A 20043-nucleotide genomic window follows, 5' to 3' on the forward strand; every position below is an offset into this window, starting at 1 on the left:
AGAGGTCTAAAACCAGGTCTGGGCGGAAAGCCAGGCGCGCGGGGAGCGGTCCGGGTCGCCGGTGGAAGGCAGCGCCGGCGTGGTGCGCCAGGCGAGGTAGGTCTTGACGAGGAACCTGCCGGGCCGGCCCAGCGTGGCGCCCACGCCGAAGGAGCCCAGGCTCAGCGTGTTGGAATTTCCGGGCACGGTGGCGCCGTTCTGGTTGAAGCGCACATGGCCGAAGTCGTAGAAGGCCAGCAAGGTCAGGGGCTCGCCCCAGGGTGCTTGCGGGAACTGGTAGCGCGATTCCAGGTTCAACAGGTAGCCCGCGTCGCCCACGCCTTCGCCCACCGGGTAGCCGCGCACGCCGGTGGGGCCGCCCAGCACCATTTTTTCGGCGGAGCTGAGGTTTTTTGAGGCGAACTGGGCTTGCGCCGCGACGTAAAAACTGTAGGGCGCGTCGAAGTAGTGGGAGTGCTGGAATTCCAGGTTGAGCTTGCTGAAGCCGCCCGCGGTGTTCAGCCCGCCAAGGCCCTCATCGAGCGCCTGGTCGGCCGCATTGAGCGTGAGGCGGCCGAAGGTGAGGTTGGCGGCGTAGCTGTTCAGGCCGCTGCCGCCGGCCAGGCCGTCGGTGAAGTTGCCCGCCAGCCCCACCCTGAGCGCGCTGATGTCGCGCTCACTCGAGAGCGCCGGCGTGCGGGTTTCATCCCTGAGCTTTTTTTCCTCGGCGCTGATGAAGCCGTACAGGTTGGTGCTGCGTCCGCGCAGCAGCGGGTGCGACAGGCTGAGGCCGGCGATGTCCGCGCGGCCGCTGGCGCCCAGCGCTTCGAACTGCTTGCCCAGGGCGTAATCCAGGCGCGCCAGGCTCAGGCCCAGGCGGCTGCCGTAAGCGCCCACGGGCAGCGTGTAGCCGAGGCGGTACAGGGCCGAGCCGGCCTGGTCGTTTTGCTGGGCGCTCAGGGCCAGCACGTCGCCGCGACCCAGCAGGTTGTTGACATTGGCGCTGAGCGTTGCGCGCGCGGCGCCGGCGGCACGCGCGCCGTGGTTGTCGACGCTGACCGAACCGTCTACGCGCGGGCCCTTGGCCTGGATGGTGACCAGCACGTCGGCCTGGCCGGGGTTCGCGCCGGGCCCGACGGTGGCTGCGGCGTCGTAGCCCGCCAGGTCGCGCAGCAGCAGCACGGGTTTGTCGAGCGCGTATTCGGTGACGGCGTCGCCGGGCTTCAACTGGCTGGCCACCAGGCTTTCGGCGAAGGCCTGCGCGATGCCCGCGCCCTCCACGCGCACGGTGACGCGGCCCACGCGCGCTTCGAGGATGGCGATGGTGACGGTGCCGCCGTCGCTGGGGAAGGCCTGCTGGGGCAGGTAGGCCTGCGTGAGCACGTAGCCTTTGCGCCGGTAATAGGCGCTGACGGTGTTGGCCGCCTCGGTCAGGCCGGCGAGGTTGGTGGGCTGGTCCACGCGAGCCGACAGCAGCGCGGACAGCAACTCGGCGGAAAACACCGTGTTGCCGGTAAAAGTAAAAGCGGCCGGCCTGATGCGGGCCGTGCCGGTGGCAGGCACGGCGGGCGGAGGCTGCCGCAGTTCCAGCGGCGCGCCGCCACGGGGCGGCAGCAGGGGCAGGGGGCTTGGCGATTCCAGCAAGGTGCCGGCGTCGGGCCGCACGTCGGCGCGCGCCTGGGCCAGCGCGGGTGCGGCTTTGGCGGCGCAAACAAGCAAGACCCCCCAGGCAATAACCCGGAGCGCTAAAACAGGGGGACGGGACAAGGGGCAGACCTTTCAGGCCGGAGTGCAACAAAGTGTTGCCATACGCTGCCTCTGGTTGTAGCCCTTTGGGCCTGCCCTGTCCAACGGTTTCCTCACGGAAACCGCAGGTTTACCTCGTATGTGTTTGTTTTTTCACAATTATTTGCCTGTTACGCGCCGACCCAGTCCAAAGAGTTCCGAGACGTTGCAATTTGTAAGTAAACGAACATGTGTATTTTTTACAGCTGCGGTGCCGTGCGAGAAAACCTATGGATTACTTAGCGCAAATGAATTGGCCGGAAGCGATGGCAACAACTATCATTAAACACGAGTCAATTGTTTTTGACTATTTGAAGGGGAAAGCCATGACCGAACTCATCCGCACCAACCTGCCGACCCTGAAAAAGACGGCCAGTTATTACATCGTGCACGTGACGGTGGCGGCCCTGGTGGCCTATGCGGTGACCGGCAATTTCCTGCTGGCGATCACGTTGAGCCTGCTGGAGCCGACGGTGCAGGCCTTCGCCTTTTTCTTCCACGAAAAAGCCTGGCAGCGCTGGGGCGGCCGGCGCGCGGCCGCGCCTGCGAAAGCGCGGGCGGGCCCGTCTTCAGCTCGCGCCTAGCGCTGCGAGCAGGGACATGGGGTACGGCTCAGGCCGTGCCCCAGACTTCGCGTGCCGTCTCAACCACCAGGCGCAGCTTGTTGCGCTGCGCTTCAACGGCGATGTTGTTGCCGTGCACCGTGCTGCTGAAGCCGCACTGCGGTGACAGCGCGAGCTGCTCGAGCGGCGCATATTTGGCCGCGTCTTCAATGCGGCGTTTGAGGTCGTCCTTGCTTTCCATTTCACCGAACTTGGTGGTGACCAGGCCCAGCACCACCGTCTTGCCCTTGGGCAGGTAGCGCAGCGGGCGGAAGTCGCCGCTGCGGCTGTCGTCGTACTCAAGGAAATAGGCGTCCAGGTCCATCTCCTTGAGCAGCGCCTCGGCCACCGGCTCGTAGTTGCCGGCCGCGGCGTGCGTGCTCTTGAAGTTGCCTCGGCACAGGTGCATGGCCAGTGTCATGCCGGCGGGTTTTTGCGCGACCACCTTGTTGATGAATTTGGCGTAGCGGTGCGGCAGTTCGTTGGGGTCGTCGCCGCGCTGGCGTGCCGCTTCCCGCATTTTTTCGTCGCACAGGTAAGCCAGGTTGGTATCGTCCATCTGCACATACGTGCAGCCGGCCGCGGCCAGGCTGCGCAGCTCGTCGCCGTAGGCCTTGGCCACGTCGTCGTAGAAGGCCGGGTCGAGTTCGGGATAGGCTTCCCTGCTGATGCCGGCGCGGCCGCCGCGAAAGTGCAGCATGGTGGGCGAGGGGATGGTGACCTTGGGCGTGTTGCCGGCGCTGACCTGGCTTTTGAGGTACTGGAAGTCGGCGAGCTGGATGTCCTTGACGTGGCGCACCTTGTCGATGACGCGCATCACGGGCGGCGCCAGTTCCATCGTGCCGTCGGGGCGCTGGATGGTGACCGGGATGTCAGTCTTCACGCCGCCTATCTGCTCGAGGAAATCGATGTGGAAATAGGTGCGGCGGAATTCGCCGTCGGTGATGCTTTTGAGGCCCACGTCTTCCTGGAATTTCACGATTTCGGTGATGGCCTGGTCTTCGACCTTGCGCAGCTGTTCGGGCGTGATCTGGCCCTTGGCTTTTTGCTCGCGGGCTTCCAGCAGGTACTGCGGGCGCAGAAAGCTGCCGACGTGGTCGTAACGGGCGGGTAGTTTGGCGGTCATGGGAAAGTCTCCATCGGTTTTCAAGTACAGGACCTCATGGTATGCCAGGCAGAAAGACCTGCAATGAATACATAAACTCCGTATTTACCCTGAAATTCCTCGAATTTCTTGGTTTTTTTGGCATTTATGTATACATTGAGTATCCATGAATACCGCAAAATCGACTTTTCCACTCAACGCCTGGTATGCCGCCGCCTATGACGTGGAAGTCGGCCGCAAGCTGCTGGCGCGCACGATTTGCAAGCAGAAAGTCGTGATGTTTCGCCGCACCGACGGCCAGGTGGCCGTGCTGGAGGACGCCTGCTGGCACCGGCTGCTGCCGCTGTCCATGGGCACGCTGAGCGGCGACGAGCTGACCTGCGGCTACCACGGCCTGGTCTACAACGCCCAGGGCCGCTGCACCCACATGCCCAGCCAGGAAACGCTGAACCCCTCGGCCTGCGTGCGCGCGTTTCCGGCGGTGGAAAAACATCGTTTCGTCTGGATCTGGCCCGGCGACCCGGCCAAGGCGGACCCGGCGCTGGTGCCCGACATGCACTGGAACGACGACCCGGCCTGGGCCGGTGACGGCAAGCTCATCACCGTGAAATGCGACTACCGCCTGGTGGTCGACAACCTGATGGACCTGACGCACGAAACCTTTGTGCACGGCTCCAGCATTGGCCAGCGCGCCGTGGCCGAGGCGCCCTTTGTGGCCACGCACGGCGACCGCACGGCCACGGTGACGCGCTGGATGGAAAACATAGACGCGCCGCCCTTCTGGGCCGGGCAGATAGCCCATGCGCGCGGCTACGGCGGCAAGGTGGACCGCTGGCAGATCATCAAATTCGAGGCGCCCTGCACGGTGAACATCGACGTGGGTGTGGCCGAGGCCGGATCCGGCGCGCCGCCCAAAGACGGCGCGCCGGGCGACCGCAGCAAAGGCGTGAACGGCTTTGTGCTGAACACGGTGACGCCCGAGACCGACGGCAGCTGCCATTACTTCTGGGCTTTTGCGCGCAACTACTGCCTCACGGAGCAGCGCCTGACGCACCAGCTGCGAGAAGGCGTGGCCGGCATCTTCCGCGAGGACGAACTCATCCTGGAAGCCCAGCAGGTCGCCATCGACGAGCACCCGGACCACCAGTTCTACAACCTCAACATCGATGCCGGTTCCATGTGGGCGCGGCGCCTGATAGACCGGCTGATTGCGCAGGAAACGCCGCCGGCTCCGGTCATTCCCATCCGCCTTGCGGCCTGAACCCCATGACAAAAGCAATCCCCCTGGCCACGGCAAACCCCTCAGCCGCCACCGCCCCCAGCCTGGAGAGCGCACAGGTCCGGGCACAACTGCAGCTGCGCGAGATGATCCTGGCAGGCGAGCTGCCCGGCGGTGCGCGCATCGCCGAGCTGTCCATTGTCGAAAAGCTCGGCGTCTCGCGCACGCCGATACGCGCGGCGCTGATGCGGCTGGAGCAGGAAGGCCTGCTGGAGTCGCTACCCAACGGCGGCTTCGCGGTGCGCACGTTTTCGGAACGCGACGTGTCCGAGGCGATCGAGCTGCGCGGCACGGTCGAGGGCCTGTCGGCGCGGCTGGCGGCCGAGCGCGGCGCGCCCACGGTGGTGCTTGGCGAAGCGCGCGAATGCCTGAACCGCATCGACGCGGTGCTGAGCCAGCCGGCCCTCAACGACGAGGCCTTCTCGAGTTACGTGACGCTCAACGCGCGTTTTCACGCGCTGCTCAGCGAGATGGCGGGCAGCGAGGTGATTGCCAAGGAGCTGGACCGCGTGTCCAGCCTGCCTTTTGCCTCGGCCTCGGGCTTTGTGGTGGTGCAGGCCAATTCGCCGGGCGCGCGCGACATGCTGATCGTGGCGCAGGACCAGCACCGCCAGGTGCTGGACGCCATCGAGCAGCGCGAGGGCTCGCGCGCCGAGGCCATCATGCGCGAGCATTCGCGCCTGGCCCAACGCAACCTGCGCGCCGCCGTCGCCAGCCACAACCTGGACCAGATGCCGGGTGTGCGGCTGATCCGGAAAAAATGAATGAAAGCCACCTCCAGCTGGACCGACGCGGTCATTGACTCCTTCGAGGACCTCACGCCCACCGTGCGCGAGTTCCGCATCCGCCCTGCCGATACGGCCGGCATGCAGCGCCACGAACCTGGCAGCCACCTGCAGGTGCAACTGCTGGTCGACGGCAAGCCGCAGCTGCGCTCTTACTCGCTGGTCGGCGAACCCGACGGGCGGATGTACCGCATCTCCGTGAAGCGGCTGGACGATGGCCGCGGCGGTTCACGCGCGATGTGGCAGCTGGCCGCGGGCGACCGGCTGCAACTGAGCGGGCCGCACAACCATTTCCCGCTGGACTTCAACGCGCCGGCCTACCTGCTGGTGGCCGGCGGCATCGGCATCACGCCGCTGCTGGGCATGGCCCAGGCGCTGGGCGCGCGCTGCGCGCAATCGGGCCGGCCGCTGCGCATGCTGTACGGCGTGCGCGGCGAGGCCGAGCTGGCTTACGCCGACGCGCTGCGGGACTTCCTGGGCGAACGGCTACAGGCGCTTGCCGGCTCACGCATCGACTTCGCCGCCGAGATCGCGGCGTTGCCGGCCGGCGCGCAAATGTACGTCTGCGGCCCGGTGCCCATGCTGGACGCCGCGCGCCACGCCTGGGAGGCTGCAGGCCGGCCGGCGGCCGATTTGCGCTATGAGACCTTCGGCAACAGTGGGCGTTTTGCGCCGCAGGCTTTCCGCGTGCGCATTCCGCGCCATGCGCTGGACATCATGGTGCCGGCCGGCTGCAGCCTGCTGGACGCGCTGGAGCAGGCCGGCGTGGAGGCGGTGTCCGACTGCAAGCGCGGCGAATGCGGCCTGTGCACGCTGGACGTGCTGGCGCTGGACGGCGAGATCGACCACCGCGACGTCTTTTTGAGCGAGCACGAGAAACAGGGGAACACGCGGCTGTGCGCCTGTGTCTCACGCGTGGTGGGCTCGGTGACGCTGGATTCGTCCTACCGGCCCGACCCTTGACAGGCAAGTTGTGTGCGATCACCGGGCCGGTTGCGCGATGATCGTGCAACGACGCCGCACCGGCGCCAGGCAAGGGAAAAAGAACCAACAGAATGAAGCCATGCCCCCGCACCAGTGTGTTCACCTAAAGAACATTTGTGCTGATGCCGCACTCATACTAGACTCGCACCGTTTTGCGACCGCATGCCGGAAAGCGTCAGCCGCCACTTTTGACACGACAGCAATAAACAGAACCACCAGGAGACAAGCATGAAAAAACGTACCTTCCTCACCGCCGCTGCGCTATCGGCTGCGGCACTTGCCGCGGCGCCCGCGCTGGCCCAGGACAACACCTTCAAGATCGGCCTGATCCTGCCGATGACGGGCCAGCAGGCCACCACAGGCCGGCAGGTCGAAGCGGCCGCGCGGCTTTACATGGCGCAGAACGGCGACACTGTGGCGGGCAAGAAGATCCAGCTGATCGTCAAGGACGACACCTCGCTGCCCGACGTGACGCGCCGCCTGGCGCAGGAACTGGTGGTCAACGACAAGGTCAACGTGCTGGCGGGCTTCGGCATCACGCCCTCGGCCCTGGCCACCGCGCCCATCGCAACGCAGTCCAAGACGCCCATGGTGGTGATGGCAGCGGCGACCTCCAGCATCACGCAGGCCTCGCCCTACATCGTGCGCAGCAGCTTCACGCTGCCGCAGGTCTCGGTCGCGCTGGCCGACTGGGCGCCCAAAAACGGCATCAAGAAGGTGGTCACGCTGGTGTCCGACTATGGCCCGGGCATCGACGCCGAAAAATTCTTCAAGGACCGCCTGACCTTCAACGGCGGCCAGGTGACGGACGCGCTGCGCGTGCCGCTGCGCAACCCGGACTTCGCGCCCTTCCTGCAAAAGGTGCGGGACAACAAGCCCGACGCGCTGTTCGTCTTCGTGCCTTCGGGCGCGGGCGCCGCGGTGATGAAGCAGTTCCTCGAGCGCGGCCTGGACAAGGCCGGCATCCGGCTGATCGGCACCGGCGACGTGACGGACGACGACCAGCTCAACGACATGGGCGACGGCGCGCTGGGCGTGGTGACCTCGCACCACTACTCGGCGGCGCACCCGTCGGCGATGAACAAGAAATTCGTGGAAGCCTTCTCCAAGGCCAACAAGGGCCTGCGCCCCAACTTCATGGCCGTGGGCGGCTATGACGGCATGCGGGTGATTTACGAAGCGCTCAAAACCAGCAAGGGCCAGGGCGGCGGCGACGCGCTGCTCGAAGCCATGAAGGGCCAGATTTTTGAAAGCCCGCGCGGCAAGATCTTCATCGACGCGCAGACGCGCGACATCGTGCAGGACGTGTACCTGCGCAAGGTGGAAAAGAAGGACGGCCAGCTTTACAACGTGGAATTTGACGTGATCAAGGATGTGAAAGATCCTGGTAAAGCCAAGTAATTGCACACCCCCGAAGGCGGCGTTGCCGCCCTCCCCCTTGCAGGGGGCAACACCAGCGGCCCGGCAAAGCCGGTTCCGCGGTGTTCCTGGTAAAGACAAATGCTCACTATCCTCTTCGACGGTATCGCCTACGGCATGCTGCTGTTCATCCTGGCGGTGGGCCTGGCGGTGACCATGGGCTTGATGAATTTCATCAACCTCGCGCACGGCGCCTTCGCCATGGCCGGCGGTTACGTCACGGTGCTGCTGATGCAGCATTTCGGCGTACCTTTCCTGGTTTGCCTGCCGCTGGCCTTCATAGTCTCGGCGCTGCTGGGCGCGGTGCTGGAGCGCACGCTGTACCGGCCGCTGTACAACAAGCCGCACCTGGACCAGGTGCTGTTTTCGATAGGCCTGGTGTTCATGGCGGTGGCCAGCGTGGACTACTTCGCCGGATCCACGCAGCAGATCGTGCACCTGCCCGAATGGCTCAAGGGCCGCACCGAACTCGGCAGCGGCGCCTGGATGCTGGGCATGGGCCACTACCGGCTGTTCATCATCGCGGTGTGCGCCGCGCTGACGGTGGGCCTGCAGTACGTGCTGACGCGCACGCGCTTCGGCAGCCGCTTGCGCGCCTCGGTGGACGACCAGCGCGTGGCGGCCGGCCTGGGCATCAACGTGAATATCGTGTTCCTCTCGACCTTCGCCATCGGCTCCGGCCTGGCCGGCCTGGGCGGCGCGCTGGGCGCCGAGGTGCTGGGCCTGGACCCGAGCTTTCCGCTCAAGTTCATGATTTATTTCCTGATCGTGGTGGCCGTGGGCGGCACCACCTCCATCACCGGGCCGCTGCTGGCGGCGCTGCTGCTGGGCATTGCCGACGTGGCGGGCAAGTACTACATCCCCAAGCTCGGGGCCTTCATCGTCTACAGCCTGATGATCGTGATCCTGATCTGGCGGCCGCAAGGCCTCTTCGTGCGCAAGGCGGGTAAATAAATGAACACCCAGACATCGCTGCTCAAAAGCAGCCGCATGAAGCCCTGGGAGCCGGTGCTCTGGCTCATCGCCTTCATCGCGCCGGTGCTGATGCCCAGCCACGCGTCCCTCATCAACGAGATCGCCATCGTCGCGCTGTTCGCGGTGTCGCTGGACCTGGTGCTGGGCTACACCGGCATCGTCTCGCTGGGCCATGCGGCTTTCTTCGGCATAGGCGGTTATGCCGCGGCGCTGTTCGCCAAGCTGGTCATGCCCGACCCGCTGGTGGGCCTGGCCGTGGGCATCGCCACGGCGACGCTGCTGGGCGCCGTGTGTTCGTTCACCATCTTGCGCGGCAGCGACCTGACGCGGCTCATGGTGACGCTGGGCGTGGCGCTGATCCTGCTGGAGCTGGCCAACAAGCTCGACTGGCTGACCGGCGGCGCCGACGGCCTGCAGGGCGTGGTCATGGGCCCGCTGCTGGGCCGCTTCGAGTTCGACCTCTCGGGCCGCACGGCAGCGTATTACTCGCTGGCGGTGCTGCTGGTGTTGTTTTTACTGATGCGCCGCCTGGTGCATTCGCCGCTGGGCGCTACGCTGAAGGCGATACGCGACAACCGCCTGCGCGCCATGGCCATCGGCATCCCGGTCGCGTCGCGGCTGATGATCGTCTACACGGTGGCGGCCGGCGTGGCGGGCGCGGCCGGCGCGCTGATGACGCAGACCACGGGTTTTGCGTCGCTGGACCTGTTTGAATTTCACCGCTCCGCCGACGTGCTGCTGATCCTGGTGATAGGCGGCGTCGGCTGGCTCTACGGCGGCGTGGCCGGGGCCATTGTGTTCAAGCTGATGCAGGACGCGATCTCGTCCATCACGCCGCAGTACTGGACCTTCTGGATAGGCCTGTTCCTTGTGGTGCTGGTGCTGGTGGGCCGCGAGCGCCTGGTGCGGCCCTGGACCTGGCTGCGGCGCGAGCCCGGAGGCCGTCCATGAGCGCGGCCCCGCAGGGCGACGCGGTACTGTCCGCGCAAGGCCTGGTGATGCGCTTTGGCGGCATCACGGCCACCAGCAACGTCAACCTGGATTTGCGGCGCGGCGCGCGCCATGCATTGATAGGCCCGAACGGCGCGGGCAAGACCACGCTGGTCAACCTGCTGACCGGCGTGCTGCAGCCGACCGAGGGCCGCATCGTCCTTGACGGCGAGGACATCACGCGCCTGGCACCGCACCAGCGCGTCAAGCGCGGTATGGTGCGCACCTTCCAGATCAACCAGTTGTTCGACTCGCTCACACCGCTGCAGACGCTGGCGCTGGCTGTCTCGCAACAGGCGGGCATAGGCGCGAAATGGTGGCAGCCGCTGGGGCGCAACCGGGCCGTGGCCGAACGCTGCGAACAGTTGCTGGAACAGTTTCACCTCACCGAGGTGATGGACCAGCCGACCCGCGTGCTGGCTTACGGCAAGCGCCGCCTGCTCGAAATCGCCGTAGCGCTGGCCTGCGAGCCGCGCGTGCTGCTGCTCGACGAACCGGTTGCCGGTGTGCCGGCCGGTGAACGTGAGGAGCTGCTGCAAACCGTGGCCGCGCTGCCCGCCGACGTGTCGGTGCTGCTGATTGAACATGACATGGATCTGGTGTTCAGCTTCGCCACCACCATGACGGTGCTGGTCAACGGCGCGGTGCTGACTGAAGGCACGCCGGAAAAGATCGCCGCCGACCCGCAGGTCAAGGCGGTCTATCTCGGCCACGGCGAGGAGCATGTGGCGGAGGTGGCCCATGGCTGAACTGCTCAAGGTCGAGAAACTGCGCGCCGGCTACGGCGAGGCGGTGGTGCTGCACGAGGTGTCGTTCACGCTGGGCGAAGGCCAGACACTCGCGCTGCTGGGCCGCAACGGCACGGGCAAGACCACGCTGATCAACACCCTGGCGGGCGCCACGCGGCAGCATGGCGGCGCCATCTCGTTCGGCGCGGGCGCATCCATGGTCGCGCTGCACCGGCTGCCCTCGCACGAACGCGCGGCGGCCGGCATAGGCTGGGTGCCGCAGGAGCGCAACATCTTCAAGTCGCTGACGGTGCATGAGAACCTGACGGCGGTGGCGCGCCCGGGCAAGTGGAACCCCGAGGGCGTGTATGCGATGTTCCCGCGCCTGGCCGAACGCAAGGGCAACCTGGGCACGCAGCTGTCGGGCGGCGAGCAGCAGATGCTGGCCGTGGGCCGGGCGCTGGTGATCAATCCAAAACTGCTGCTGCTCGACGAGCCGCTGGAAGGCCTGGCGCCCATCATCGTGGAAGAGCTGCTGCGCGCCATACGCCGCATCACGCGCGAGGAAGGCCTGAGCGCCATCATCGTGGAACAGCACCCGCAAGCCATCCTGGCGATTTCCGACAGCGCCGTGGTGCTGGACCGCGGCATGGTGGTGCATGCGGGCACGGCCCAGGCCCTGCGAGAACAACCCGAGCGCCTGGACCATTTGCTGGGCGTGGCGCGCTGAAGGCGGACGCGCCCTGCGCGGCATTTCGCGCTTACAGCGCGCAAAAAACCGCTACGCGCCGCCATCGTGGACGAGCTTCACGCGAAAGCGTCTTTCCGTGCTGAAAAGTCACAGGCGAAGCACCTTTTTGCGTAGATTCACTTACTAGGGTTTTCCCCTCCAGAGGCCTACAATCGCAGACCTTACAAAAAATTGACGGTCGCCCCGACCGTTTCCGCTGGAGACCTTGCTGATGCCGACCACCCCCGCCGCGATGCCCAACAACAACGAAGCCAACCGCGAAGAAAAACGTGCCGAACTGCGCCGCGCGGCGCTTGAGTACCACGAGTTTCCGACCCCCGGCAAGGTGGCCATCGCAGCGACCAAGCAACTGACCAACCAGCGCGACCTGGCCCTGGCTTATTCCCCCGGCGTCGCGGCGCCCTGCGAGGAAATCGTCAAGGACCCGAACAACGCCTTCAAGTACACCAGCCGCGGCAACCTCGTGGCCGTAATCACCAACGGCACCGCCGTGCTGGGCCTGGGCGACATCGGCCCGCTGGCCTCCAAGCCGGTCATGGAAGGCAAGGGCGTGCTGTTCAAGAAGTTCGCCGGCGTGGATGTGTTCGACATCGAGATCGACGAAAAAGACCCGGCCAAGCTGGTCGACATCATCGCTTCGCTGGAGCCGACTTTCGGCGCCATCAACCTCGAGGACATCAAGGCACCCGATTGCTTCTACGTGGAGCGCGAATTGCGCAAGCGCATGAAGATCCCGGTGTTCCACGACGACCAGCACGGCACGGCCATCACCGTCGGCGCGGCGGTGCTCAATGCGCTCAAGGTGGTCGGCAAAGGACCGGGCCAGGTCAAGCTGGTGACCTCGGGCGCGGGCGCCGCGGCGCTGGCCTGCCTGAACCTGCTGCTCAAGCTGGGCATCCAGCGCGAAAACGTGTTCGTCACCGACCTGGCCGGCGTGGTCTATGAAGGCCGCACCGAACTGATGGACGAGGACAAGATCCAGTTCGCGCAGAAGACCGACGCGCGCACCCTCAGCGACGTCATCGCGGGCGCGGACATCTTCCTGGGCCTGTCGGCCGGCGGCGTGCTCAAGAAGGACATGGTCGCAAAAATGGCGGCCAAGCCCATCATCCTGGCGCTGGCCAACCCGAATCCCGAGATCACGCCCGAGGACGTCAAGTCCGTGCGCGACGACGCCATCATGGCGACCGGCCGCACCGACTACCCCAACCAGGTCAACAACGTCCTGTGCTTTCCCTATATCTTCCGCGGTGCGCTGGATGCCGGCGCCTCCACCATCACCGTCGAGATGGAAATCGCTGCCGTGCATGCGATCGCCGAACTGGCGCAGGCAGAGCAGAGTGAAGTCGTGGCGGCCGCCTACGTGGGCGAGAAACTCGCGTTCGGGCCCGAGTACCTGATCCCCAAGCCTTTCGACCCGCGCCTCATGATGAAGATCGCGCCCGCGGTGGCGCAGGCGGCGGCCGACAGCGGCGTGGCCCTGCGGCCCATCCAGGACATGAATGCCTACCGCGACAAGCTGCAAAGCTTCGTCTACGCCTCTGGCACGGTGATGAAGCCCATCTTCGCGGCCGCCAAGGCCGCAAGCCGCAAGCGCGTGGCCTATGCCGAGGGCGAGGAAGAGCGCGTGCTGCGCGCCTGCCAGATCGTGGTGGACGAGGGTCTGGCACGGCCGACGCTGATAGGCCGGCCCGCCATCATTGCCCAGCGCATCGAAAAATTCGGCCTGCGCCTGAAGGAAGAACTGGACTACGACGTCGTCAACGTCGAGCAGGACCACCGCTACCGCGACTTCTGGCAGACCTATCACCGCATGATGGAGCGCCGCGGCGTCACCGTGCAGATCGCCAAGATCGAGATGCGCCGCCGCCTCACGCTGATTGCCGGCATGCTGCTGCACAAGGGCGACGTCGACGGCCTGATCTGCGGCACCTGGGGCACCACCGCCCACCACCTGGACTACCTGGACCAGGTCATCGGCAAGCGCGAAGGCGTCAACACCTATGCCTGCATGAACGGCCTGCTGCTGCCGAATCGCCAGGTCTTCCTGCTCGACACGCACGTGAACTGCGACCCAACGGCCGAGCAGCTCGCCGAGATCACCACCATGGCGGCGGAGGAAATGATGCGCTTCGGCATCAAGCCCAAGGCGGCGCTGCTGTCCCACTCGAACTTCGGCTCCTCCAACCTGCCCAGCGCGCTCAAGATGCGCCGCACGCTGGAACTGCTGCGCGAAAAAGCCCCCTGGCTGGAAGTCGACGGCGAAATGCACGGTGACATGGCGCTGGACGCTGACGCGCGCGCACTGATCATGCCCAACAGCACGCTGACGGGCGAGGCCAACCTGCTGGTCCTGCCCAATATTGATGCGGCCAATATTTCGTACAACCTGCTCAAGACGGCGGCCGGCGGCAACATCGCCATCGGCCCCGTGCTGCTGGGCGCGAACAAGCCGATGCACATCCTGACCGCCACGGCCACCGTGCGCCGCATCGTCAACATGACAGCGCTGACTGTGGCGGACGCTAACGCGGCCCGATGAGCCTCCATTAGATAGCCAGCACTAACTTATTTGGGTATTAATCCCTGTCTTTACTGCCTAAATTTTCAGCAGCCACTTGCGTTTTCTGGCCACATGCGGCAAACTACCTCTCTTGAAATTTAAGGGTTAACCCGAAATCGGCGGGCTGACTCCAGGTTCCAGGAAAGGCTTCTTTTTCATGTTGCGCAATGGATGGGGAGGTCGGCAGGCGGCCAGGATGGTTGGCCTGCTGATCTTGGCAACCAGCCTGAGCGGGCTAATCCCCAGCTTGGTGCAGGCCAAGGGTCCGGTTTCCCCGGCTCCGGCTGGCACGATTGCAGCGGCCCAATTGCCCCCGCAAGGGCGCGACATGATGACGCTGATTTACCAGGGTGGGCCGTTCAGAGAAGAAAAAGACGGCGTGGTGTTTGGCAACCGGGAACGACTTCTTCCGGCCAACCAGCGTGGTTACTACCGCGAGTACACCGTCAGAACACCTCATGTACGCAGCCGGGGAGCCCGGCGCATTGTTTGTGGTGGGTTAAAACCCGCCGCCCCGGATGCCTGTTATTACACCGACGACCACTATGCGAGTTTTCGCAGAATCGTTCAGTAAATGAGCTGTGGTTGTTATTTTGAGTTTTTGACTTAAGAGAAAGAGTAGCGGAGATGGATACACCACTTCGTCGGGACAACGAGACGCCGGCGCGCAAGGACGGCGAAACGCCTTTGCGCGGCGTGCGGCCCAATATCGTTCAATCCATACGTGCCTTCCGCGTGCAGGACCTGCAGGACGCCGCGACGCAATTGAACCAGCATTTCCTGTATGCCAACCTGGGCAACGCCCAGAGCAAGCAGGACGTGCTGGACATGATTGCGGCGCAGTACACCTTCCCTGCGCATTTCGGCAAGAATTTCGACGCGCTGTACGACTGCATGACGGACCTGGTTCACAAATCAGGCCCGCAGCCCGGCTTTATCGTCGTGCTCGAGCAGATTCCGGCGAATGCCAAATTCGATAAGGAAGCGCGCGAGCAGCTTCTCGACATCTTCAGGGATGCATCGGACTACTGGGCGGATCGCAAGATACCGTTCAGATGCTTCTATTCTTTTCTGTAGCCCGCTCCCCAGACATCGGCCAAGGGGATCGGGCGAATGAGGCCCAGCAAGCAGTTGCAGAAGGTGAAGAAGTCATGCCTACCGACAAACTGGTAGACGTATCACCTCTGGCGCTGCGCATGAGCAGCCCGTTTAACGCGGGTTACTGGCTCGCAGCTGCTTGAAGTAAACGACACCATGGGCGCCGCAGGCGCCCGTAAAAAAGCCCGTCTTTGACGGGCTTTTTTTACGCCGGAACGCCGGGCCGTTCAGTCCGCTAGCGCCTGCACCAGCGCCACGTACTCGGCCACCGGCACTTCCTCGGCACGGCGCTGCACGTCAAAGGCGCCGGTAAAACCGCGCGCCGTGAGCCATTGCCCCAGCGTGTGGCGCAGCAGCTTGCGGCGCTGGCTGAAGGCCACCTGCACCAGTTCGCTCAGCAGCTTGACGTCGAGCGCCGCCGGCGCGGCATGCGGCACCATGCGCACCACCGCGCTGTCCACGCGCGGCGGCGGGTCAAAGCTGTGCGGCGGCACGAACAACACGTTTTCCATGGCGTAGCGCCACTGCAGCATCACGCTGAGCCGGCCGTAGTCGCTGGTGGCTGGCGCGGCCACCATGCGGTCTATGACTTCCTTTTGCAGCATGAAGTGCTGGTCTTCAATCACGTCGACCGCGCCCAGCAGGTGAAACAGGATGGGCGTGGAGATGTTGTACGGCAGGTTGCCGACGACCCGGAGTTTTTGCCCCGGCGCGCAGGCCGTGCGCGCCAGTTCGTGAATGTCCACCTTGAGGATGTCGGACTCGACCACGCTGAGCTGGGGGTGCTCGCGCAGCTGCCGGGCCAAGTCACGGTCCAGCTCGATGACAGTGAGGTTCCCAAGACGCTCGACCAAAGGCTGGGTCAGGGCCGCTAAACCGGGGCCGATTTCAACCATGGCCTGCCCAGGCCGCGGCGCGATCGCCTGGACGATGTCTTCGATGATGCCCTTGTCGGTCAGGAAATGCTGGCCGAAGCGTTTGCGTGGGATGTGTTTCACGGTATCGCGGCCTTACCTACGCCTTAAAAACCAGCAGGGGCCGCGGGACTGGCTTTGCCAGACCGCAGGCGCAGCGGCCCCCTCGGGGGGCAGCGCATTACACGAAGTGAAAAGCGTGGGGGCCACATCACTGCGGCGGGTCACGGTACTCAACATACGCGCGGCCGCGCACGTCCTGGGCCCAGAGGGCATAAGCTTCGTTTTGTTTCTTCTCGCGCAGCACGTTACGCGCAATCTCGCGCTGGTCGCGCTGGGAGAGTTGGGTTTCACGGCGCTCCAGCACCTGCAGAAGGTGCACGCCGAAGCGGGTCACCAGCGGGTCGGAGATCTGGTTGGGCGCCAGGCCGTTCATGACTTTCTCAAACTCGGGCACAAAAATGCCGGGGCTGGCCCAGCCCAGGTCACCGCCTTCCTTGGCTGATCCGTCCTCGCTGTTTTCGCGGGCGAGGGCGGCAAAATCGGCCTGGCCCGCCTGGATGCGTTTTTTGAACTCCGCCAGTTTTTCCGTCGCGGCGGCTTCCGTCTGCTTGGGGTTCAGGCGCAGCAGGATGTGCCGGGCGTGGGTTTGCGTGACGACGGCGCCGGGCATGCCGCCCTGCTGCTTCTCGATCACCTTGAGGATGTGAAAGCCGGCGCCGCTTCGCACCAGGCCGGCCAGGCCGCCGGCCGGCACATTCTTCGTCGCATCGATAAAGAGGGGTGGATAACGGTCGGCGGGGCGCAAGCCCATCTGGCCTCCCGTGGCGCGCGTGGCGGAGCCGGAAAATTCGGCGGCCAGTGCGGTGAAGTCGCCGCCGGCGCGGGCGCGGTCGAGCACCTGCTGGGCTTTGGCCTGCAGCGCCGCGACCTGGTCCGGCGTGGCGTTCTCGGGTACCGCCACCAGGATCTCGCCCAGGTTGAGAACCACAGACGAGGGGTCGGCGCCGCCGCCTTCCTGGTCGCGCAGAAACTGGTCGATGTCCTGTTCGGTGATTGTGACGCGCGACTCCAGCTCCCGCTGGCGAAGGCGGCTGACCAGAAGCTCATCGCGCACCTCGGAGCGGAACTGCGCGTAGTCGATGCCGTCGGTCTTCAGGCGGGCGCGCAACTGGTCCACCGTGATCTGGTTCTGGGTGGCCACGGTCTGGATCGCGGCCTCAATAGCGTTTTCATCCACCCGGACACCCGAAGTGCGCGCCATTTGCAGCTGCGCCTTGTCGCTGATCATGCGTTCAAGGATTTGCCCCACAAGTTCGCCGCGCGGCGGCAGCGCCGCGCCCTGCTGGAGCATTTGCTGCTCGGTGCGTATCAGCTTGAGGCGGACTTCGCTGTTGGTGATGGGTTCTGAATTCACCACCGCGACGATGAAATCGGCCTGGCGTTGCCCGCCGGCCTGGGCCGGTGCCCGCACCGAGGCGGACGGATCCGACAGGCGCAAAGGGCTGGAAGGCTTCAGCCCCTGGGCAGGCGCCTGCGCGGCCGTCAGGAGCATAGCGAGCGCAAACACCGCCCCGGCTGTGCGTGACAAGCCTGGAAAGAATTCTGGAACAAAGCGGTTTTTAGTCATAAGTGGTAAAGCGGCTTGGAGCATCGATTTTCTCACGCAGGTTCTGGTAGCGCGGAACATTTGACTTGAGGGTTTCCAGGGGGTTGGCGCCTATGCGCGAAAAGCCCACCAGTTCCAGCTGGAACATGATCCGGGTGTCGGACGTGCCCGTCCCGATCTGCGAGCGCTGGAGCACGACCCGGCCTATCCAGCAGCAGCCGTCATATTCGATGCCGACGATGGAATCGACCAGGCGCTTGTCCAGCACACTGTAATTCAGCCGGCCGACCGCGTAATAACGTCCCGGGCCCTGGCCCTGCCCGGCGCCCAGGTCCTTGCCTTTGTCGCCCCACAAATCATTGATGGGCCATTGCCAGCCTATGTCGACCTGCTCGCTGACGCCGCGCTGGCGCCGGAATGCGGCGCTGATGACCCGGTAATTGCCCGGGTTGTAACGCACGCCGATGGAGGCGCGCTCGGACTGTTTGGTCTTGGGGTTGTACTGCACCGTGGTGTCAAAAGACCACTGCGGCACCCAGTTGACGGACGCGCCGACCAGCAAGTCGCTGATGCGGTCAGTGACCGGCAGCGCGCCGGGCAGCGTGACCCTCTGGTCCTCAAAGCGCAGGCGCTGCGCGATGCCGACGCGCACGGCTTCGGCACCGGTGGCCGGATCCAGCAGGCGGGAGGTCACGCCCAGCGTCAGCAGGTTCGCGTCGGAAATTCGGTCATTGCCGACAAAGGCATTCTCGGTGAACACCGTCGCGAAGTTGAAGTCGTTGGCACCGGAATCGTAGTTGGGCAGCTGGCTCTGGTCGCGGTAAGGCGTGCGGACGTAAAAAGCCCGCGGCTCCAGCGTCTGGGTGAAGGCGCGGCCCAGGAAGCTGGTATTGCGTTCAAACTGCAGGCCGCTGTCCAGGCTGAAGGTCGGCACGACGCGCGACGCCGTTTTGGCCCCGTTCGGCAGCATGGAATCAAACTGGTAGGTTGTGGCGTGCAGTTGCACCTTGGGCGTGACGAACCCGGCAGCCGACAGCCAGGGCCGGGCGAGCTGCAGGCGTGTAAACGCGCGATCGCTGTTGGGCTGCCCCGTCAGCCGGCTGTCCGCGGAAAAGCGGGTGTAGTCGCCCTCGATGGACCAGTCAAAGCCGTTGCCCAGGGTCCCCAGGGGAGCATCCACCCGGGTGTAGGCGGCGGTGAACTGCGGAAGGCGGTCATAAGGCGGAACGATGGGCGACGTCACGTCCTGCAGCGTCTGCCACTTCAAGGCGCGCATGGTCGTGGAAAGAAAACCGCTGCTCCATGACAGGTTGACGTCCTGGGACAGCAAGCGCTGGGTGGTGGACCCCGAAGGAGCCGCGAAGTCGCGCCAATAGTCATTGTCACTGACGCGGTTCATGTTGAGGTTGACGCCCACGTTGCCTACCGAGGGCAGGCCGGTGTTGATGGTGCCGGCGTGCTGGTAGCTGTAGGACCACCGGTCGCGGTCACGCAGTTTGTCGCCCGGAAGGTAGTTGCCGCGCAGCGTCCCGCTGTAGGTAGGCTCCAGGTAGCGGAACTCGCCGGCCAGGTCCAGGCCGCGCTTGCTCAGGAGCGCCGGTGAAAACGTGGCGTCCCGATTCGGCGCGATGTTGAAGTAATAAGGCTGGCGAAATTCAAATCCGTCCGTCGATCCCATGCTCACGGTCGGCGGCAGCAGCCCGGACTTGCGCTTGTCGCTGAGCGGAAAACTTATTTTGGGGAAAGCCAGTATGGGCACGCTCTTGAACCGCACCACTGCGGCGTTGGCCACGCCCACCTCGGTGTCCAGGTCGAATTCGAAGCTGCTGGCGCGCAGCACCCAGGCGGGTTGCCAGCTTGCCTCGTCGTCGCGCTCGCAGGTGGTGTAGCTGGCGCGCTGGGCCGTCAGGTGCTTTTCATCGAGAAAGTCGACCCGCTCGGCCCGGCCGTTGCCGCCGTTGCTCAGGAAACGGTAATCGGGCGTGGTGAAAAAGCCCTCGAACCTGTCCAGCTTGAGCTCCAGCTCGGGGCCTTCAAAGCGGTTGCCCGCCCGGTTGATGCGGACATTGCCGCGGCTTTTCATCTGGTCGTCGGGCTGGTAGTACTCAATGCGGTCGGCGCGGATGGAGGTCGCGCCGCGGCGCAGTTCCGCGTTGCCGTCAATCACCGTCTCCAGGTCGGGGCGGCCCGTCACGCGGTCGCCAAAGATGAAAGTGGGCCCCCGGTCCAGCGGGTCGCTGGAGACTTCCTCGGCCAGTTTAGGGGTGGGCCTGAGCTTTAACGCGCCTTCGGTCTGCGCCATCCCGGCCGGCGTGGCGGCGGATGCTCCCTGCGCGGGCGCGGGCGCCGCAGGCACGGCTTGGGCGTGCGCCGTCCCTGCAACAGTCATCCCCAGCGAGGCGCAAAACACGACCAGCCTGGAGACAGCAAAAGCTACCGGGGAGAGAATAAAAGGCGAAGGGGATGCGCGGCGCATC

The 20043-nt window shown here is 65.1% G+C and carries 17 protein-coding genes; 12 read left to right on the plus strand and 5 right to left on the minus strand.

The genetic code is table 11. The features are described from left to right. Nucleotides 1-6 precede the first annotated feature (6 nt). A complete protein-coding gene (locus ACLV74_RS14775) occupies nt 7-1698 on the minus strand; it encodes a ShlB/FhaC/HecB family hemolysin secretion/activation protein (RefSeq protein ID WP_411880152.1) in 1692 nt (563 codons plus the stop codon). A gap of 392 nt (nt 1699-2090) precedes the next feature. Between ACLV74_RS14775 and ACLV74_RS14780 the strand changes: the two genes are divergently transcribed. Further along, a complete protein-coding gene (locus tag ACLV74_RS14780) occupies nt 2091-2348 on the plus strand; it encodes a DUF2061 domain-containing protein (protein ID WP_411880153.1) in 258 nt (85 codons plus the stop codon). A 28-nt stretch (nt 2349-2376) separates the two neighbouring features. On the opposite strand, the gene ACLV74_RS14785 is transcribed toward ACLV74_RS14780, so the two are convergent. Continuing rightward, entirely contained in the window at nt 2377-3492 is a 1116-nt protein-coding gene (locus tag ACLV74_RS14785) for a 5-methyltetrahydropteroyltriglutamate--homocysteine S-methyltransferase (RefSeq protein ID WP_411880154.1), read from the minus strand. A gap of 145 nt (nt 3493-3637) precedes the next feature. Between ACLV74_RS14785 and ACLV74_RS14790 the strand changes: the two genes are divergently transcribed. From ACLV74_RS14790 to ACLV74_RS14840, 11 genes are all read left to right on the plus strand, one after another. Continuing rightward, on the plus strand, nt 3638-4732 hold the full coding sequence (locus ACLV74_RS14790; protein WP_411880155.1) for a Rieske 2Fe-2S domain-containing protein: 1095 nt from the start codon (nt 3638-3640) through the stop codon (nt 4730-4732). A gap of 5 nt (nt 4733-4737) precedes the next feature. Then, the gene (locus ACLV74_RS14795) at nt 4738-5514 is read left to right on the plus strand and encodes a GntR family transcriptional regulator (RefSeq protein WP_411880156.1); all 777 of its coding nucleotides are present in this window, start codon (nt 4738-4740) and stop codon (nt 5512-5514) included. After that, nucleotides 5515-6498, plus strand: coding sequence for a PDR/VanB family oxidoreductase (locus tag ACLV74_RS14800; RefSeq protein ID WP_411880157.1), 984 nt, complete (start codon nt 5515-5517; stop codon nt 6496-6498). 249 nt (nt 6499-6747) lie between these two features. Then, nucleotides 6748-7920: an ABC transporter substrate-binding protein gene (locus ACLV74_RS14805; RefSeq protein ID WP_411880158.1), complete on the plus strand. Its 1173-nt coding sequence runs from the start codon at nt 6748-6750 to the stop codon at nt 7918-7920. Nucleotides 7921-8019: 99 nt separating this feature from the next. Next, on the plus strand, nt 8020-8892 hold the full coding sequence (locus ACLV74_RS14810) for a branched-chain amino acid ABC transporter permease (protein WP_411880159.1): 873 nt from the start codon (nt 8020-8022) through the stop codon (nt 8890-8892). Next, the gene (locus tag ACLV74_RS14815; RefSeq protein WP_411880160.1) at nt 8893-9864 is read left to right on the plus strand and encodes a branched-chain amino acid ABC transporter permease; all 972 of its coding nucleotides are present in this window, start codon (nt 8893-8895) and stop codon (nt 9862-9864) included. It abuts the gene before it with no gap. Continuing rightward, nucleotides 9861-10652, plus strand: coding sequence for an ABC transporter ATP-binding protein (locus ACLV74_RS14820; protein ID WP_411880161.1), 792 nt, complete (start codon nt 9861-9863; stop codon nt 10650-10652). Before ACLV74_RS14815 ends, ACLV74_RS14820 begins: the two co-directional genes overlap by 4 nt. Next, a complete protein-coding gene (locus ACLV74_RS14825) occupies nt 10645-11361 on the plus strand; it encodes an ABC transporter ATP-binding protein (RefSeq protein ID WP_411880162.1) in 717 nt (238 codons plus the stop codon). The genes ACLV74_RS14820 and ACLV74_RS14825 overlap by 8 nt, the downstream gene beginning before the upstream one ends. Before the next feature lie 232 nt (nt 11362-11593). Next, the gene (locus tag ACLV74_RS14830) at nt 11594-13924 is read left to right on the plus strand and encodes an NADP-dependent malic enzyme (RefSeq protein ID WP_411880163.1); all 2331 of its coding nucleotides are present in this window, start codon (nt 11594-11596) and stop codon (nt 13922-13924) included. Nucleotides 13925-14141: 217 nt separating this feature from the next. Further along, entirely contained in the window at nt 14142-14519 is a 378-nt protein-coding gene (locus ACLV74_RS14835; protein WP_411880164.1) for a ribonuclease domain-containing protein, read from the plus strand. A gap of 53 nt (nt 14520-14572) precedes the next feature. Continuing rightward, on the plus strand, nt 14573-15022 hold the full coding sequence (locus ACLV74_RS14840; protein ID WP_411880165.1) for a barstar family protein: 450 nt from the start codon (nt 14573-14575) through the stop codon (nt 15020-15022). Between the two features lie 248 nt (nt 15023-15270). Here ACLV74_RS14840 and rsmA read toward each other — a convergent pair whose 3' ends face one another. The 3 genes from rsmA to ACLV74_RS14855 form a co-directional block, all read right to left on the minus strand. Beyond that, entirely contained in the window at nt 15271-16041 is a 771-nt protein-coding gene (gene rsmA / locus ACLV74_RS14845) for a 16S rRNA (adenine(1518)-N(6)/adenine(1519)-N(6))-dimethyltransferase RsmA (protein WP_411880166.1), read from the minus strand. A 127-nt stretch (nt 16042-16168) separates the two neighbouring features. Continuing rightward, nucleotides 16169-17512 carry a peptidylprolyl isomerase gene (locus ACLV74_RS14850; protein WP_411880167.1) on the minus strand — a complete coding sequence of 448 codons (1344 nt, stop codon included), beginning with the start codon at nt 17510-17512 and terminating at the stop codon, nt 16169-16171. A 67-nt stretch (nt 17513-17579) separates the two neighbouring features. Continuing rightward, nucleotides 17580-20042 carry an LPS-assembly protein LptD gene (locus ACLV74_RS14855; RefSeq protein ID WP_411880168.1) on the minus strand — a complete coding sequence of 821 codons (2463 nt, stop codon included), beginning with the start codon at nt 20040-20042 and terminating at the stop codon, nt 17580-17582. Nucleotide 20043 lies beyond the last annotated feature (1 nt).

It is taken from the genome of Polaromonas sp. YR568 (assembly GCF_943369415.1).
Lineage (GTDB): Bacteria > Pseudomonadota > Gammaproteobacteria > Burkholderiales > Burkholderiaceae_C > Polaromonas.